The sequence below is a fragment of the Mesorhizobium sp. M7A.F.Ce.TU.012.03.2.1 genome, assembly GCF_004006095.1.
Classification (GTDB): Bacteria; Pseudomonadota; Alphaproteobacteria; order Rhizobiales; family Rhizobiaceae; genus Mesorhizobium.
Window position 1 is genome coordinate 394,714 of record NZ_CP034779.1, and the last position, 16,945, is coordinate 411,658.

General features: G+C 63.1%; 13 protein-coding genes. 9 read left to right on the forward strand and 4 right to left on the reverse strand.

The genetic code is table 11. The features are described from left to right. The first annotated feature begins 3 nt into the window (after positions 1 to 3). Both EJ079_RS01920 and EJ079_RS01925 read left to right on the forward strand, forming a co-directional pair. The gene (locus EJ079_RS01920) at positions 4 to 1,383 is read left to right on the forward strand and encodes a TonB-dependent siderophore receptor (protein WP_245481880.1); all 1,380 of its coding nucleotides are present in this window, start codon (positions 4 to 6) and stop codon (positions 1,381 to 1,383) included. Positions 1,384 to 1,819: 436 nt separating this feature from the next. Beyond that, positions 1,820 to 2,167 (forward strand): hypothetical protein, encoded by a 348-nt coding sequence (locus tag EJ079_RS01925; RefSeq protein ID WP_032808338.1) that lies wholly within the window; start codon positions 1,820 to 1,822, stop codon positions 2,165 to 2,167. Positions 2,168 to 2,253: 86 nt separating this feature from the next. Here EJ079_RS01925 and ggt read toward each other — a convergent pair whose 3' ends face one another. From ggt to EJ079_RS01940, 3 genes are all read right to left on the reverse strand, one after another. Then, positions 2,254 to 3,993, reverse strand: a complete 1,740-nt coding sequence (gene ggt / locus EJ079_RS01930) for a gamma-glutamyltransferase (protein WP_127807912.1) — start codon at positions 3,991 to 3,993, stop codon at positions 2,254 to 2,256. 308 nt (positions 3,994 to 4,301) lie between these two features. Next, complete coding sequence (rhaI, locus tag EJ079_RS01935; RefSeq protein ID WP_127807913.1) at positions 4,302 to 5,594, reverse strand: L-rhamnose catabolism isomerase; 1,293 nt, start codon at positions 5,592 to 5,594, stop codon at positions 4,302 to 4,304. A 96-nt stretch (positions 5,595 to 5,690) separates the two neighbouring features. Further along, positions 5,691 to 7,793, reverse strand: coding sequence for a bifunctional rhamnulose-1-phosphate aldolase/short-chain dehydrogenase (locus EJ079_RS01940; RefSeq protein ID WP_127807914.1), 2,103 nt, complete (start codon positions 7,791 to 7,793; stop codon positions 5,691 to 5,693). Between the two features lie 184 nt (positions 7,794 to 7,977). On the opposite strand from EJ079_RS01940, the gene EJ079_RS01945 reads away from it, so the two are divergent. From EJ079_RS01945 to EJ079_RS01975, 7 genes are all read left to right on the forward strand, one after another. After that, positions 7,978 to 8,787, forward strand: a complete 810-nt coding sequence (locus tag EJ079_RS01945) for a DeoR/GlpR family DNA-binding transcription regulator (RefSeq protein ID WP_127397397.1) — start codon at positions 7,978 to 7,980, stop codon at positions 8,785 to 8,787. Between the two features lie 55 nt (positions 8,788 to 8,842). Next, entirely contained in the window at positions 8,843 to 9,838 is a 996-nt protein-coding gene (gene rhaS / locus EJ079_RS01950) for a rhamnose ABC transporter substrate-binding protein (RefSeq protein WP_013533599.1), read from the forward strand. 84 nt (positions 9,839 to 9,922) lie between these two features. Beyond that, positions 9,923 to 11,464, forward strand: coding sequence for a sugar ABC transporter ATP-binding protein (locus EJ079_RS01955; protein WP_127807915.1), 1,542 nt, complete (start codon positions 9,923 to 9,925; stop codon positions 11,462 to 11,464). Beyond that, positions 11,461 to 12,435, forward strand: a complete 975-nt coding sequence (locus tag EJ079_RS01960; RefSeq protein WP_127807916.1) for an ABC transporter permease — start codon at positions 11,461 to 11,463, stop codon at positions 12,433 to 12,435. The genes EJ079_RS01955 and EJ079_RS01960 overlap by 4 nt, the downstream gene beginning before the upstream one ends. Next, entirely contained in the window at positions 12,432 to 13,427 is a 996-nt protein-coding gene (locus tag EJ079_RS01965) for an ABC transporter permease (RefSeq protein ID WP_127396711.1), read from the forward strand. Before EJ079_RS01960 ends, EJ079_RS01965 begins: the two co-directional genes overlap by 4 nt. Next, a complete protein-coding gene (rhaM, locus tag EJ079_RS01970) occupies positions 13,427 to 13,744 on the forward strand; it encodes an L-rhamnose mutarotase (RefSeq protein WP_127330852.1) in 318 nt (105 codons plus the stop codon). The genes EJ079_RS01965 and rhaM overlap by 1 nt, the downstream gene beginning before the upstream one ends. Further along, entirely contained in the window at positions 13,741 to 15,117 is a 1,377-nt protein-coding gene (locus tag EJ079_RS01975) for an FGGY-family carbohydrate kinase (protein WP_127807917.1), read from the forward strand. Before rhaM ends, EJ079_RS01975 begins: the two co-directional genes overlap by 4 nt. Here EJ079_RS01975 and EJ079_RS01980 read toward each other — a convergent pair whose 3' ends face one another. Beyond that, the gene (locus EJ079_RS01980; protein ID WP_127271726.1) at positions 15,118 to 16,944 is read right to left on the reverse strand and encodes an alanine racemase; all 1,827 of its coding nucleotides are present in this window, start codon (positions 16,942 to 16,944) and stop codon (positions 15,118 to 15,120) included. Position 16,945 lies beyond the last annotated feature (1 nt).

Sequence of the window (16,945 nt, forward strand, 5' to 3'; positions counted from 1 at the left end):
GTCCTGGCCAACTACCAGTGGGACAGGCTGACGACGAATCAGTTTCTGCCGGCGCAGTATGGCAATCTGCCGCGCAATTTCTTCACCGGCTCGCCTGACTTCGACCGCTTCGATGCCAACCATGGTTCGATCGGCTACCAGTTCAGCCATGAGTTCGACGACCATTGGACGGTGCGGCAAAACCTGCGCTACTCGCAGCAGGAAACCGACTACCGGCAGCTCTATTTTGGCAAGTGGCTTGGCGGCCCATACATCGGCGCAGACGAACATACGGTGCAGCGCACGCTGTTCACCGTGGATGAGACGGCAAGGCTGTTCAACGTCGACAACCAGGCCGAGTACAAGGCAGACTTCGGCGTGGTCGAAAACAAGCTGCTGTTCGGTCTGGATTACAGCAGACAATCGGTCGACGGGCGCAACGGCTACGGGGCGGGTCCGCCGCTGGACACCCAGAACCCGGACTACTCGATCCCTGTCACGCCGCCGAGCCTCATCATTACGGATCGCGTGGAGACGATCGGCCAGGTCGGCCTCTATGCACAAAACCAGTCCAAGATCGCCGACCACTGGGTCCTGACAATCGGCGGCCGGCAGGCCTGGATCGACCACACCAATTTCAACCGACTCGACGGTGCAGGCAGCTACGATCAGAAGGACCATGCCTTCACCGGCAATATCGGCATCGGCTATCTCTTCGACAACGGCCTGACGCCCTACGCCAGCTATGCCGAATCCTTCACCACCAATATCGGCCCGACCCAGTCCGGAGACGCGCTGCTGCCCTCGTTGGGCAAGCAGTATGAAGTCGGCTTGAAATACGAGCCGACCTTCTTCCCCGGCTTCATCACCGCTTCGCTGTTCGACCTGCGCAAGACCAATGTGCCGACGGCAGCAGCCAATCCCGTCTACCAGGTCCAGACCGGAGAAGTCCGCCATCGCGGCCTGGAGATCGAGGCCAACGCAGATCTGGCTTCCGGCCTCAGCATGACGGCGGCCTACACCTATCTCGACGCGGAGATAACCAGCGATGCCGCCGCCGTCATCGGTAACCGCCCGGCCAGGGTGCCGGAACACCAGGCATCGCTGTGGGCCAATTATGAGGTTGGCAGCGGCGTGCTCGAGGGCCTGAGCGTCGGCGCCGGCGTGCGCTATATCGGCGCCAGCTTCGGTGACAATACGAACACGGTTAACGTGCCCGGCCACACGCTGGTCGACGCGGCGCTGCGCTACAAGAAGAATGGCTGGCAGGCAGCGCTCAATGTCTCCAACCTGTTCGACAAGACCTACTATTCGACCTGCTATGAGGCCGGCAGCAATGCCGACCTCAGCTGCATCTATGGCGAAGGCCGCGTCATCAAGGGCAGCCTCAGCATGAAGTTCTGATGCATGCCGCTCGGCTGCCCCGACTGGCAGTGATCTGGCATGCAGGATCTGAAGCGCGCCGCATGAACCTGTGACGACGCGACGCGTCCAGAGCCGCGATTCGACGCGGTCCTGTCCTCCGTCCGGGTGGCGGCAAGCCGATTCGCACCGCCACGGCCGCGTGCGACGTCCCGCTCGCCGAAAATCGCTGCCCGCGAAGCGCAATCCACGTCCCGCATCATTTTTCCTCCACGAATGCATTCCAGGATGATGGTGCCACGACCGCCTTCGGGGCGGCGCGCTCTGGATTGGATTGCCTGAAAAAGGCAACGAATCAAAAAACCGGCGGCGGTCGTCGCCAGAAGGTGTAGAAGACCGTACCAAACGCATTGAAGGGAGTGCGATCGGGTTGCGCTCGGCAAGGCTTGATGGTTTGTTGCCGCTATACGGAGAATGAATGATGCGAGAGCCTGCCGGTCAAGACGAATACGGGTCGACGAACCCTTTCGATCCGGACGATCTGCCAACCTTGAACGCAATCGGCCCGAGCATGGGAAGCGGCAATGATTTCGAGAGATATGCCGTTGCCGTGATCATCGTGTTCGGTGCGCTGATCATTGGAGGGCTGATGGCCGCATCGATGGTCTTCGGGCACCGCAACGGCTTCCTCTTCGCGCTTGGCGGCGCCACGTCCGCCTGGATATCCGGAAACGCGCTGCTGCTCGACCGGCCGCGTATCTATGCGCTGTTCGTCGGCATTGCCGCCTTGATGCTGGTTGCGTCCACTCTCACGCTGGTCTTGTGACGGCCAAATCGGTGTGAGCCGATCCACTTGAGCAGCGGGCGATCAACCCGAATCGCCACGCTGCACCAAGTTTTTCCTCCGAGCTATCAGTATCCGAGCGCCTCGCCAGAGGCCGCGCGGCTGTCGATGGCGCCGTTGTAGCGCGCGCCGCCGCCCTTCTCGATTTCCGCCAGGCTCTTGCCGCCGACCAGGATGCCGGCCGCCTGCCCCCAGGTCTGGTCAGCGAGATCGAGGTGATATCCCATGCCGGCCAGCAGCTTTTCTGTGTCCGGCGACAGGCCGAACGGCTCGACATAAACCTTGTCGGGCAGCCATTGATGGTGGATGCGAGGCGCGTCGATCGCCTCCTGGATGTTCATGCCGTGGTCGATGACATTGACGATCGCTTCCAGCGTGATCGTGATGATGCGCGAGCCACCCGGGCTGCCGATGACCATGAACGGTTTGCCGTCCTTGGCGACCACGGTCGGGCTCATCGACGACAGCGGCGTCTTCTTCGGCTGGATGGCGTTGGCCTCGCCCTGGACAAGGCCGTAGAGATTGGGCACGCCGGGTTTCTGGGTGAAATCGTCCATTTCGTTGTTGAGCAGGATGCCGGTGCCGTCGGCGACGACGCCGGCTCCGAAGGAGCCATTCAGCGTGTAGGTGACCGCGACCGCATTGCCTTCATCGTCGATGATCGAATAATGCGTCGTCTCCTTGCTCTCGCCAAAGCCCTTCGGCATCAGATCCTGCGACACGCCGGCCCGGAACGGGTCGATCTTGTCGCGGATATCCTTGGCATAGGCCTTATCAAGCAATTTCGAGACCGGATTGTCGACGAAATCGGGATCGCCGAGCGCGGAATTGCGGTCGACATAGGCGTAGCGCATCGCCTCGACCATGACGTGGACCGTCTCAGCCGAACCGGCACCGAGGTAGGACAAGGGATAGCCCTCCAGAACGTTGAGGATTTCGCAGATGATGACGCCGCCGGAGCTGGGCGGCGGCGAGGAGGTGATCTCATAGCCGCGATAGGTGCAGGTCACGGGCTTGAGTTCGCGCACCGCATATTGCTCGAAATCCGGTTTGGCGAGAATGCCGCCCTTGGCGCCGCTCGCCTTGACGATGGCATCGGCGATGGCGCCTTTGTAAAAGGCATCCGTACCCTCTTCGGAAATGGCGGCGAGCGACGCCGCGAGGTCGGGCTGGACCAGCCGCTCGCCGATGCCATAGGGCTTGCCGTCGGGTTTCAGGAATATGGCGGCGGCCGCGGGGTCCTTCGCCAGCCTGTCGGCGCTGCCGGCAAACGAGGCGGCGTCGCCCTGGTTGAGGATGAAGCCGTCCCTGGCATAGCCGATTGCCGGCGCCATCAAATCCTGGCGGGACAATTTGCCGTATTTTTCGCGGGCCATCTCCAGACCGGCCACCGAACCCGGCACGCCGACCGCAAGATAGCCGTCGAGACTGGCCCCCTTCACCGGGTTGCCGTCCTTGTCGAGATACATGGTTTTTGTCGCCGCCAGCGGCGCCCGCTCGCGAAAATCGAGAAAGGTCGATTTGCCGTCCTTGAAGCGGATGGTCATAAAGCCGCCGCCGCCGATATTGCCGGCATTGGGGTAGACGACCGCGAGCGCATAGCCGACGGCGACTGCGGCATCGACAGCATTGCCGCCCTTTTTCAGCACCTCGATACCGACTTCGGACGCCAGATGCTGGGCCGTCACCACCATGCCGTGCTCGCCCTTGGCTGGCGCAGGCGATGCGGCGAAGACCCCCGTCAATGGCGCGAGGGCGAAGGTGATGGAAAGACTGGCGGCGATCAATGTCCGACGGTTGAGAGGCATGGCAGTTCTCCGGGCGGGGACGCCTAGAAGACCGTGTTGGACTGATCGAGTCCACTAACAATTAAGGGAGCGTGAGAAAGAGCCCCCTCACCCGGATTGCCAACTGAATTGCGAAGCGCAATTCGAGGCAATCCGACCTCTCCCCGAGGGGAGAGGAGGTTGTCAGCGCTGACGTCAGTCTCTTCTCCCCAGCGGGGGTGAGGCGTGGTCCGCGCAGCGGGCCAAAAGCCAACTGCTTGGCTTTTCGAACAACGAACGCCCGGAGGGCGGTGGCCGCAAAGCGGCCGGATGAGGGGCCCGGCTCGGCCTCAGACAATGCCGCCCGAGCCACCGGCGACCGCGGGACGTTCCGCCGCGACCTTGGCGCGGTAACCCGCCGCACGATACGCCGCGACCGGATCAATGGCGCCGCCAGTCTTCAGCCGCGCCATGGCGAGGATCGGCTCGACATCGGTGCGGTAGGCGGCTTTCAGCGTCTGCGTCGCCATCAGCGCGTCGTTCAAGTCCTGAAAACCTTCCAGCGCCTTGCGGTCGACCAGCAGCGCCTGCGCATAGGCGCGCTGCACCTCGACCGCCGACAGCATCAGGCTTTCGATCGGGTCGGTGACGTTATGGCTCTGGTCGAGCATGTGCGCCGGATCGAAACCTTCGGCGCCGGACAGTTCGGCATCGACCAGTTCGTTGAAGACGAGGAACAGCCGGTAGGGGTCGATCGAACCGGCATCGAGATCGTCGTCGCCATATTTCGAATCGTTGAAATGGAAGCCGCCGAGCTTCTTGAACTGGATCAGCCGCGAGACGATCATCTCGATGTTGACGTTGGGGGCATGATGGCCGAGGTCGACGAGACAGAACGCCTTGTCGCCTAACTCCTGCGCGATCATGTAGTTGGTGCCCCAGTCCTGCACGACGGTGGAATAGAAGGCCGGCTCGTACATCTTGTGCTCGCTGAACAGCTTCCAGCCGGCGGGCAGTCCGGCGTAAACCTCTTTCATGGCGTCGAGATAGCGCTCGAACGCCTTGGCGAAATTGACCTGGCCCGGGAAGTTCGAACCGTCGCCGATCCACACCGTCAGCGCCTTGGAGCCCAGCGTCTTGCCGATCTCGATACATTTGAGATTGTGCTCGACCGCTTGCCGCCGCGTGCCGGCATCGGCATGCGACAGCGAGCCGAATTTGTAGGAAAGCGCCTGGTCCTTCGCGTCGGAAAAAGTGTTGGAGTTCATGGCGTCGAAGCCGAGGCCAAAGCGCGAAGCCGCCTGCTTCAGCCGGTTCGGGTCGGCCTTGTCCCACGGAATGTGCAGGGAGACGGTGGGCGTCGCCTGCGTCAATTGCTGGATGACGGCACAGTCCTCGATCTTGTCGAAGATGTCGCGCGGCTCGCCGGCGCCGGGAAAGCGGGCAAAGCGGGTGCCGCCGGTGCCGACGCCCCAGGACGGGATCGCCACCGCGAATTTCTCGACCTTGTCACGGATGGCGTCGATGGCGATGCCGCGACGGTCGAGGCGCTCGCCGAGCGAGGCGTAGTCGCGCTCGAGGTCGGCCTTGCGCGCGCCGTTGTCCTTGTCGACGAGGTCGGCGGAGATGATGGATTCGGACAAGTGCTGGTTCCTCCCAAAATATATGCGGGCAGCGCTGCCCTCATCCGCCTGCCGGCACCTTCTCCCCGTATAGTGACGGGGAGAAGGGCGAAGCGGCTAGCGCGTAAAGCTCTGGGCGTTGCCCGCGTCGACATTGATGATGTTGCCGGTCGACTTGGCCGACATGTCGGACGCCAGGAAATAGATCGCTTCGGCGATGTCTTCCGGGAAGACCGAGCGCTTCAGCATCGAACGCGAGCGATAGTGCTCCTCCAGATCGTCGGTCGACATCTTGTAGGCGGCGGCGCGCTGTTCCTTCCACTCGCCAGTCCAGATCTTCGAGCCGCGAAGCACCGCGTCCGGGTTGACGACATTGACCCTGATCTGCGCCTCCGCGCCCTCCAGCGCCAGGCAGCGGGCGAGATGGATCTCGGCGGCCTTGGCGGTGCAATAGGCGGCGGCGTTGGGCGATGCGGCAAGGCCGTTCTTGGAGGCGACGAAGACGACGTTGCCGCCGATCTTCTGCGCGCGGAACAGCCGGAACGCTTCCCGCGAGACCAGGAAGTAACCGGTCGACAGGATGTCCATGTTCTTGTTCCACAGCGCCAGCGTCGTCTCCTCGATCGGCGCCGAGGAGGCCAGCCCTGCATTCGACACCAGAATGTCGATGCCGCCGAACTCGACCGCTGTCTCGGCAAAGCCGGAGATAACCTGGTCCTCCGACGTGACGTTGATCAGCACCGGGCGGACGAAATCCTTGCCATAGACCTTGGCCAGTTCGTCATTGGCGCTGGCCAGCGCTGCCTCGTCTATGTCGGCCAGCACCACGCAGGCGCCTTCGCGCAGCAGCCGGTTGGCCGTGGCGCGGCCGATGCCGCCGGCGCCACCCGTGACCAGCGCGATCTGGCCGGCAAGCGACTTCGGCTTCGGCATACGCTGCAGCTTCAGGTCCTCGAGCAGCCAGTATTCGATGTCGAAGGCTTCCTGTGCAGGCAGGCCGACATAGGACGAGACGGTCGAGGCGCCGCGCATGACGTTGATGGCGTTGACATAGAATTCGCCCGAAATGCGCGCCGTCGCCTTGTCGCCGGCGAAGGTGAACATGCCGACGCCGGGCATCAGGTAGACGACGGCATTGGGATCGCGGATGGCGGGCGAGTCCGGATGCTTGCAGCTGTCGTAGTAGGCCTGGTAGCCGACGCGATAGGCTGCGATGTCGTCGGCAAGCCGCGCAATCACCGCATCGACATCGGGCTTGGCCGGATCGAATTCGATGACCAGCGGGCGGATCTTGGTGCGCAGGAAATGGTCGGGGCACGAGGTGCCGAGTGCCGCCAGCGGGCGCAGATCCCTGGAATTGACGAATTCGAGCACGGCGGCGGAATCGTCGAAATGGCCTGTTTTGTGGCTCTTCTCCGAGATCAGGCCCCGAATCCTCGGCATCAGTTTGGCCGCGATGGCACGGCGCTCGGTGGCGTCGAGTGCCTTGACCACTTCACCGCCGAAGATAGCGACACCTTCGGAGCGGCGCTCGAACCATTCGATCGCCTGGTTGATCACCGAGATCGTCGTCTCGTAGCATTCCCTGGGGGTGTCGCCCCAGGTGAACAGGCCGTGGCTTTCCAGGATGACACCCTTGGCATCGGGGTGTTCGAGGCAGAATTTCTCCAGCCACAGGCCGAGTTCGAAGCCCGGGCGCTTCCACGGCAACCAGCCGATGGCGTCGCCGAAGATTTCTTTCGTCAGCGCCTTCGAATCCTTCGCGGCGGCAATGGCGATGATGGCATCGGGATGCATGTGGTCGACAAAAGGCTTCGGCACGTAGGCGTGCAACGGCGTGTCGATAGAGGCCGCGCGTGGATTGAGGTTGAAGGTGCAGTGCGGCAGGAAGCCGACCATTTCATCTTCGTGCTCGACGCCGCGATAGAGACCTTTTAGCGCGCGCAGCTTGTCCATGTAGAGCGTGGCAAAGCCGTCCAGCTTGATCGAGGCGCTGTCGCCGCCTGATCCCTTGACCCACAGCACTTCGACATCCTCGCCGGTGAGCGGATCCTTCTGCCAGATCTTCGACGACGTGTTGCCGCCGCCATAGTTGGTGACGCGCTTGTCGGAACCAAGTGTGTTCGAACGGTAGACCAGAAGTTCCGGCCCGCTCATAGCGTGAGCCTTGGCCTCATCCCACAGATTGGCGAGGCGCGCGCCGGTGCGCTTGTCGAGCATATGCAATCCTCCCAAAGGCACGCAAAAGGCGCGGCCATTTGGTCCGAATTTCCACGGAAGCAGCCGGCTTGTCAATCACAAACGATCAATATCGATCATATTGCACTGCACAATGAAATTATATGATCGGAAATGATTGACACTGCGCGTTTTGGGTGCCTAGATGCTCAGGCAGGGAGGAACCATGCACGAAAAAGAGCGCCACAGGATCATTCTGTCCGCCGTCCAGGAAAAGCCTGTGGTGACGGTGCAGGAGATGGTCGACCTGACGGAGTCCTCCGAGGCGACGATCCGGCGCGATATCGCGGCTCTCCACGTCCAGAAGCGGCTGCGGCGCGTGCGCGGCGGCGCCGAGGCAATCTCGCCGCCGCAGTTCATCGGGCTGGCCGGCCGGCCCTTTTCCGTCAACGAAACGATCAACGCCTCGCAGAAGCGGTCGATCGCGCGTGAAGCGGTAGAGCTGTGCAAGGACGGCGAACCAATCATCATCAATGGCGGCACCACCACGTTCCAGATGGTGCATTTCCTGACCGGCCGCCGCATGCCGATCTTCACCAATTCGTTCCCGATCGCCGAGCACCTGCTCAAGCACTCCAAGAACACGGTGATGCTGTCGGGCGGCACCATTTATCGCGAGCAGAACATCATCCTGTCGCCCTTCGACAATGACGTGACGCGCAATTTCTATGCGCGCCGCATGTTCATGGGCGCGCAGGGTCTGGGGCCGCTCGGCCTGATGGAGGGCGATCCGCTTTTGATCCAGGCGGAGCAGAAACTGATCGACCAAGCCGACGAGTTGGTGGTGCTGGTCGATTCCTCGAAATTCCGCAAACGCTCCAGCCTGATCCTGTGCGGCCTGTCGCGCATCGCCACCGTCATCACCGATGACGGCATCGAGGATCGCGAAGCCAAGATGCTGGAGACCGCGGGGGTGACGCTGATCGTCGCCCGCACATCCGCGACCAACAAGGAAGAATCTTCACTGCAGGCCTGAGGCCAACTCGCGCTCGCAGCGACGATGGAATGCAACGCTCAAGGGAGGAAATTCGATGAGCTTCTTGAAGAAATTGATGGTGACGGCTGCATTCTCAGCCGCCATGTTCGTGAATGCCGCCTATGCCGAAAACGTCAAGATCGCACTGGTGGTGAAATCGCTCGGCAACGGCTTCTTCGATGCCGCCAACAAGGGCGCCGAAGAGGCGGCCAAGGAACTCGGCGATGTCGACATCATCTACACCGGCCCGACCAAGGCGACCGCCGAAGCGCAGATCGAAGTGGTCAATTCGCTGATCGCGCAGAAGGTCAACGCCATCGCCATTTCGGCCAATGACGCCGACGCCTTGGTGCCGGTGCTGAAGAAGGCCATGGAACGCGGCATCACCGTCATCTCGTGGGATTCGGGCGTCGCTAAGGAAGGCCGCCAGCTTCACCTCAACCCGTCCGATACCGGCCTGATCGGTGAGACCATCATCAAGCTTGCCGCCGACCACCTGCCGGAAGGCGGCGAGGTCGCCATCCTGTCGGCCTCCTCGACCGCCACCAACCAGAACGCCTGGATCGACGCGGCCAAGAAAATCCTGCCGGAGAAGTTCCCCAAGATCAAACTCGTCGCCACCGTCTATGGCGATGACGATTCGGCCAAGAGCACCGACGAAGCCAAGGGCCTGTTGAAGTCCTATCCGAACCTCAAGGCGATCATCGCGCCGACCACCGTCGGCGTCGTCGCCGCCGCCCAGGTCGTCACCGACGAGAACCTGATCGGCAAGGTCAATGTCACCGGCCTCGCGCTGCCGTCCGAGTTCAAGAAGTTCATCGACAACGGTTCCAGTCAGGCGGTTGCCCTGTGGAACCCGATCGACCTCGGCTACTCGGCCGTCTACCTCGCCCATGATCTGGCGGTGAAGAAGGAAGAGGCGAAGCCCGGCGCCACGCTGTCGATCGGCCGCGTCGGCAAGGTCACGCTCGACGACACCAACTCGGCTGCGATGGCTCCGCCCTTCCAGTTCGACAAGTCGAACATCGAAAAGTTCTCCAAGATCTATTGATCTGGAGTTCTCTAGAGCTGACGCGGCGGGGCTCACGTCCCGCCGCGACTTTAAACGAACCTTGTTTCAGGGCTTGATACGATTATGGACACGACAGCCCAACACGGCGCGGTGAAGGAGCGGCCTCCGGCCCCGGCTCCACGCCTGACGCTGTCCGGCATCTCAAAAAGCTTTCCCGGCGTGCGCGCGCTGCACAATGTCAGCCTGTCGCTCTACCCCGGCCAGGTGACGGCGCTGATCGGCGAAAACGGCGCCGGCAAGTCGACGCTGGTCAAGATCATGACCGGCATCTACCAGCCCGACGGAGGTACCATCAGCATCGACGGCCAGGCCGTCACCCTGCCCAGCGCGCATGCCGCCTTTGGCCATGGCGTCACCGCCATCCACCAGGAAACCGTGCTGTTCGACGATCTGAGCGTCGCCGAAAACATCTTTCTCGGCCATGCGCCGCGCACGCGTTTGCGCACCATCGACTGGCGCACGATGCGCAAAAATGCGCGCGAAGTGCTCGACACCATGCATGCCGGCCATATCGACGCCGACGCGCGGTTGAAGGACCTCGGCATCGCCAACAAACATCTGGTCGCCGTCGCGCGCGCCATGTCGATCGACGCGCAGATCGTCATCATGGACGAGCCGACCGCCGCGCTCTCGATGAAGGAGATCGAGGAGCTCTTTTTGCTGATCGAGTTCCTCAAGAGCGACGGAAAGGCGATCCTGTTCATCAGCCACAAGTTCGACGAGATCTACCGTATCGCCGACCGCTACACGGTGTTCCGCGATGGCGAGATGGTCGGCGAAGGCCTGATCAAGGATGCCGGCCAGAGCCAGATCGTGCGCCTGATGGTCGGCCGCGCGGTCGATCACATCTTCCCGCAGCGCAAGGCCGAGATAGGCGCGCCGGTGCTCTCCGTTTCCGGCCTGTCGCATCCGACCGAATTCAACGACATCGGCTTCGAACTGCACAAGGGCGAGATCCTCGGCTTCTACGGCCTGGTCGGCGCCGGCCGCAGCGAGGTGATGCAGGCGATATCGGGCATCACCCGCACATCAGCCGGCACGATCACGCTGGAAGGCAAGACGCTCGCGCCGAAATCGGCGGCGGATTCGATCGATGCCGGGATCGTCTACGTGCCCGAAGAACGCGGCAAGCAAGGCGTGGTGATCGGCCTGCCGATCTTCCAGAACGTCTCGCTGCCTTCACTCAAGCGCACATCGAAGTCCGGCCTGCTGCGGCTGTCGGAGGAGTTCGATCTGGCCCGCTCCTACACCGAGCGGCTCGACCTCAGGGCCTCCTCGCTCAGCCAGGACGTCGGCACGCTGTCGGGCGGCAACCAGCAGAAGATCGTCATCGCCAAATGGCTGGCGACGTCGCCCAAGGTGATCATCCTGGACGAGCCGACCAAGGGCATCGACATCGGCTCGAAGGCCGCCGTGCACGGCTTCATGGCCGAGTTGGTGGCGCAAGGCCTGTCGGTGATCATGGTGTCCTCCGAGCTGCCCGAAATCCTCGGCATGTCCGACCGCGTCGTGGTCATGCGCGAGGGGCTCGTCGCGGCGGTCTACGACAACAAGGGGTTGGACGCCGAGACGCTGGTTCGGACGGCAGCGGGGATCGCGGCATGAAGGCTTTCCTGAAATACCGTGAAATCTGGCTGTTGGCGGCCATCGTCGTGCTGATCGGCCTGATTTCGACGCGTTTCCCGGCCTTTGCCGACCCCGGCAATCTGCGTCAGGTGTTCAACGACACCTCGATCCTGATGATCCTGGCGCTCGGCCAGATGGTGGTCATCCTGACCCGGTCGATCGATCTGTCGATGGCGTCCAATCTCTGCTTCACCGGCATGGTGGTGGCGATGCTGAACGCCGCGCATCCGGCGATCCCGATCCCGCTGCTGATCGTCATTGCGCTGGCCGTCGGTCTGGCGCTCGGCGCCATCAACGGCCTTTTGGTCTGGCGGCTGAACATCCCTTCGATCGTGGTGACATTGGGCACGCTGACCATCTATCGCGGCGCGACCTTCGTGCTGTCCGGTGGCGCCTGGGTCAATGCCGACAAGATGAGCCCGGACTTCATCGGCTTTCAGCGCGCCGCCTTCCTCGGCATTCCGGTGCTGTCGTGGATCGCCATCCTGGTCATTGCGCTGTTCTTCGTCCTGATGACGCGCACCGCGCTCGGCCGCTCGATCTATGCCATCGGCGTAAACCCGACGGCTTCCGTCTATGCCGGCATCGATGTCGGCCGCACCAAGTTCATCGTCTTCTGCATCTCCGGCATGATCGGCGGCCTGTCAGGCTATCTCTGGATCTCGCGCTATGTGATCGCGTCGGTCGAGGTCGCCAATGGCTATGAGCTCAACATCATCGCCGCCTGCGTCATCGGCGGCATCTCGATCGCCGGCGGCATCGGCTCGGTCGGCGGCGCGGTGCTCGGCGCATTGTTCCTCGGCATCATCTCCAACGCGCTGCCGGTCATCAACATCTCGCCCTTCTGGCAGATGGCGATTTCTGGCAGCGCCATCATCCTGGCCGTCGTGCTCAATGCGCGCGGCGAACGCCAGCAAGGCCGCATCATCCTCAGAAAGGTGGAGGCGTGACCGACATCCCTGCCCCGCGCCACATTCCCGACCGGCTCGACAAGCCGTTCCGTTCGGCGATCTTTTCCTGGGAAGCGCTGCTGGTCGTTGTGGCCGTCGCCATCTTCGCCATCAACAGCTTCGCCTCGCCCTATTTCCTCGACCCGTATTCGCTGTCCGATCTCACCTTCAATTTCACAGAGAAAGGCCTGATCGCCTTCGCCATGGCGCTGCTGATCATCTCGGGCGAGATCGATCTGTCGGTGGCCGCCATCATTGCGCTGGCGTCGACGATGATGGGCATGGCGGTGCAGGCCGGCGCCGGCACGCCGGTGCTGGTAGCGATCGGCATCGTCGTCGGGCTCGGCTGCGGCGCCTTCAACGGTCTGCTGGTGACAAGGCTCGGTCTGCCGTCGATCGTCGTCACCATCGGCACGATGAGCCTGTTTCGCGGCATCGCCTTCATCATCCTCGGAGACCAGGCCTACAAGGGCTATCCCTCAAGCTTCGCCTTCTTCGGCCAGGGCTATGTCTGGTGGGTGGTGTCGTTCGAGCTGGTGCTCTTCCTCATTGCGGCCGTCGTCTACTGGTTCCTGCTGCACCGTACGAGTTTCGGCCGACGCGTCTTCGCCATCGGCAACAATCCGATAGCTGCGCAGTTTTCCGGCGTGCGCGTCGGCCGCACCAAGTTCATCCTGTTCTGCCTGACCGGGCTGATGTCGGGCATCGCCTCGGTGCTGATCACCTCGCGGCTCGGCTCGACGCGGCCATCGATCGCGCAGGGCTACGAGCTGGAAGTCATCACCATGGTGGTGCTCGGCGGCGTCAGTATCCTCGGCGGCGCCGGCAGCATTGTTGGGGTCGTGCTCGCAGCCTTCATCATGGGACTGGTGACCTTCGGGCTCGGCCTGCTCAATGTGCCCGGCATCGTCATGTCGATCTTTATAGGTCTGCTGCTGATCATCGTCATCGCCTTGCCGATCGTCTGGCGGCGATTGCGCGGAGGGCGCTGATGCCGCAGAAATACGCGTTCAAAATGAAGCTGAAGCCCGGCATGAAGGCCGAGTACAAGAAGCGCCACGACGAGATCTGGCCGTCACTGGTCGCGCTGCTGAAGCAGGCCGGCGTCTCCGATTATTCCATCCATCTCGACGAGGAGACCAATATCCTGTTCGGTGTTCTGTGGCGGCGTGACGACCACGGCATGGACGAATTGCCCGGATATCCGGTGATGCAGCGCTGGTGGGCTGAAATGGCCGACATCATGGAAACCAGGCCGGACAACGAGCCGGTGGCCGTGCCGTTGGAAACCGTGTTCCACATGGCATGAGTGCGATGCGCCACATCGCCGTCATCGACATCGGCAAGACCAACGCCAAGGTGGCGCTGGTCGACCTCGCGACGTTGAGCGAGGTGGCGCTGCGCCGCATGTCCAATGCGCCGGTGCGACAGGCGCCCTACCCGCATCACGATGTCGAGGCCTTGTGGGCATTCATCCTCGAAAGCCTTGCCGGTCTCAACTGCGAACAGCGCATCGACGCCATTTCGATCACCACCCATGGCGCGACCGGCGTGCTGGTCGACGCGGCGGGTGAACTGGTGCTGCCTGTGCTCGACTATGAGTTCGATGGCCCTGATAGACTGGCACCGGATTATGACGCGATCCGCCCCCCTTTCGCCGAGACCGGCACGCCGCGCCTGCCGCTCGGCCTCAATCTCGGAGCACAATTCTTCTGGCAGCAGAAAAGCTTCCCGGCGGAATTCGCCAGGGCCGCCGCGATGCTGATGTATCCGCAATACTGGGCGTTGCGCCTGACCGGTGTCGCCGCCAACGAGGTGACTTCGCTCGGCTGCCACACCGATCTGTGGAACCCTTGGACGGCGGATTTTTCATCATTGGTCGACAGGCTGGAATGGCGCGGGCTGATGGCGCCGGTGCGGCCGGCCAGCGACCGCCTCGGCCCGATCCTGCCCAGTGTTGCGATGCGAACCGGACTGGATCCGCAAACGCCGGTGTTCTGCGGCCTGCATGATTCCAACGCCTCGCTGCTGCCGCATCTTCTCTCCGACAAACCGCCTTTCTCCGTCGTCTCGACCGGCACCTGGGTGGTGTCGATGGGGGTCGGCGGCAAACAGATTGCGCTGTATGCAGCGCGCGACACGCTGGTCAATGTCAACGCACTCGGCGATCCCGTTCCCTCGGCGCGCTTCATGGGCGGCCGCGAGTTTTCCGTGCTGACAAAGGACCAGCCGGAGCAGTGGACCGAGGATGATGTCGGCGCCGTGCTGGCGCGAAAGATGCTGCTGCTGCCGTCGACCCAGCAAGGCTCGGGGCCGTTCCCGCACCATGCCGCGGCATGGGTCAATGCCGACGGCCTGAACAGCGGCCAGCGCTTTGCCGCCATCTCGTTCTATCTGGCATTGATGACGGCAACCTGCCTCGAGTTGATCGGCGCGGACGGCCCGACCACGGTCGAAGGCCCCTTTGCCCGCAACCGGCTCTTTGTCGGCATGCTGGCGGCAGCCACGGCGCGCGCCGTTGTTGGGTCCGAGGCCGCCACCGGCACCAGCATCGGCGCCGCGCTGCTGGCATCCGATCGGCCGGCGACGCACGGCAAGGGCGAAAGAATAGAACCGCCTGTAGACCCGGCCTGGGCCGACTATGTCAGCGCATGGCGGGGGGCAGTCGAAGCGCAGGGCTGATCAGAGAATCCGTTTGCCGAAAGCCGACATGACGAAGTTGACCGCGTCGGTGCCGATCCGCGGCTCCAGATCCGCCGTCAGGCCCGAAACATCCATCGACAGCAAGCCACCGGAGAGCGCGATCGCCTCCATCGCCTGGTGCGTTTCGCGCACGGTCAGCCCGCCGGAGCCCGCAGCCCAGCCGGCGAATTCGGTTGCGGTCGGCGAATAGCTGACATGAAAGCCTTGCGTGCCTGAGGTGGCGATGCGGATCGCTTCATGCATCAGGTCGCGCATGCCCATGGCGTCGATGTCGGTCATGGTGAAGGCCGACACGCGCGAATCCTTCAGCACCCGCGCCTCGGCCGGATCGGCGTGGCGCAGGCCGACGATGACGACATTTTCCGGCGACAGCTGCGGCTGCAGCGCGCCGGCCTTGTGATCGAGCCCGAGCGATCGCGCCAGGACCGAACATTCCGGCAGGTCGATGCCCTCCTCGTCCTCTGGCATCAGGGCGGCGATGGAATCGATCCAGATCAGGCCGAAAGAATGCGTCGCGCGCGCCGTCGCGGTCAGCGCCTTGTGGGCGATGCGACGATCGACGCCGGCAATCAGCCGGACCAGCCCCGATGGCGGCCGCTCGACATCGGCGAGTTCCACCACGTCGAAGTTCATCGCTTCCAGCCGGGCGCCGGTGCTTTCCCGGGCCAGGATGCCGGCGGCCCCCTGCCCGGCCGTGATCTGCACCATCTTACGGCCGGAAAAATCCTCGACGTCGTGCATCGGGGCCTTCTCGACATATTCCGAGGTCATCGCCAAAAGCATGGCGCCATAGCTCATGCGGAAGGCGACGCGGTCGCCGACGGAGGGCCTCGGGTCGGCATCGGCGACATCCAAAAGCAGATGATCGCTGGAGGCGCCGAGCACCCTTATCCCCCTGGCGATCGGCGTCAGTCCCTCGACCAGCACATCCTCACGGCCGATATTGGCGATGGCGCGCAGCCTGTCGCCTTCGTCGGGGAAGACCGGCTGGTTGCCGAAGGCGTCGTAACCCGATTGGCCGATCGGCCGTGACGGCTTGAGCTTGACCTCGATGATGTCGCTTGTCAGCCGGCAGGCATCGGGTTCGAGCTCCGCCCACGGCGTGTCGCGGAAGGTCTCGACACCACCCTGCAGGATCGCCTCGCCGACCCGCAGGTTGTTGATGCCGGCCGGCAACCTGCCTTCGAGCAGCAGCGGCAGCGACGACGAGGCGCCGCCGGAGATCACGTCGAGGCTTCTGCCGGACAGGCGCTCGGTCTTGTAGGCGTGGGCAACGAGCTGGCCGAGATTTTCCGGCGTCGGCATGATGGCGCCGAAGCAGCCGAGATTGGTGCCGATGCCAGCAATGCGAACGCCCTTGAACTGCAGTATCTGCTCGACGGTCGGGATCAGGTCGTTCGGCCAGATGCCTTCGCGCAGATCTCCGAGATCGATCATCAGCATGATGTCGTGGATGCGGCCCATGCGCTCGGCGATGCGCGATATCTCGCGGATGGTGGCGAGTTCCGACTGCAGACTGATGTCGACGGTGCGCACCACCTCCTCGACACGCGCCATCGGCGGGCTGCGCAACAGCATGATCGGCGCGTTGATGCCGCTGTCGCGCAGCCGGCGGATGTTCTCGAAACGCGATTCGGCGATGCCGGCGACACCGCCGCGCAACATGGCGCGCGCCACTTGCGGCATGCCGCAAGTGCCCTTGGTGACGCCGAACACTTTTATGCCCGACAGCGCGCAGCGCTCGACGATTGTGCGCGCATTGCGCTCGATGCGGCCAAGGTCGATAGCGACTTGCGGTCCCGACATC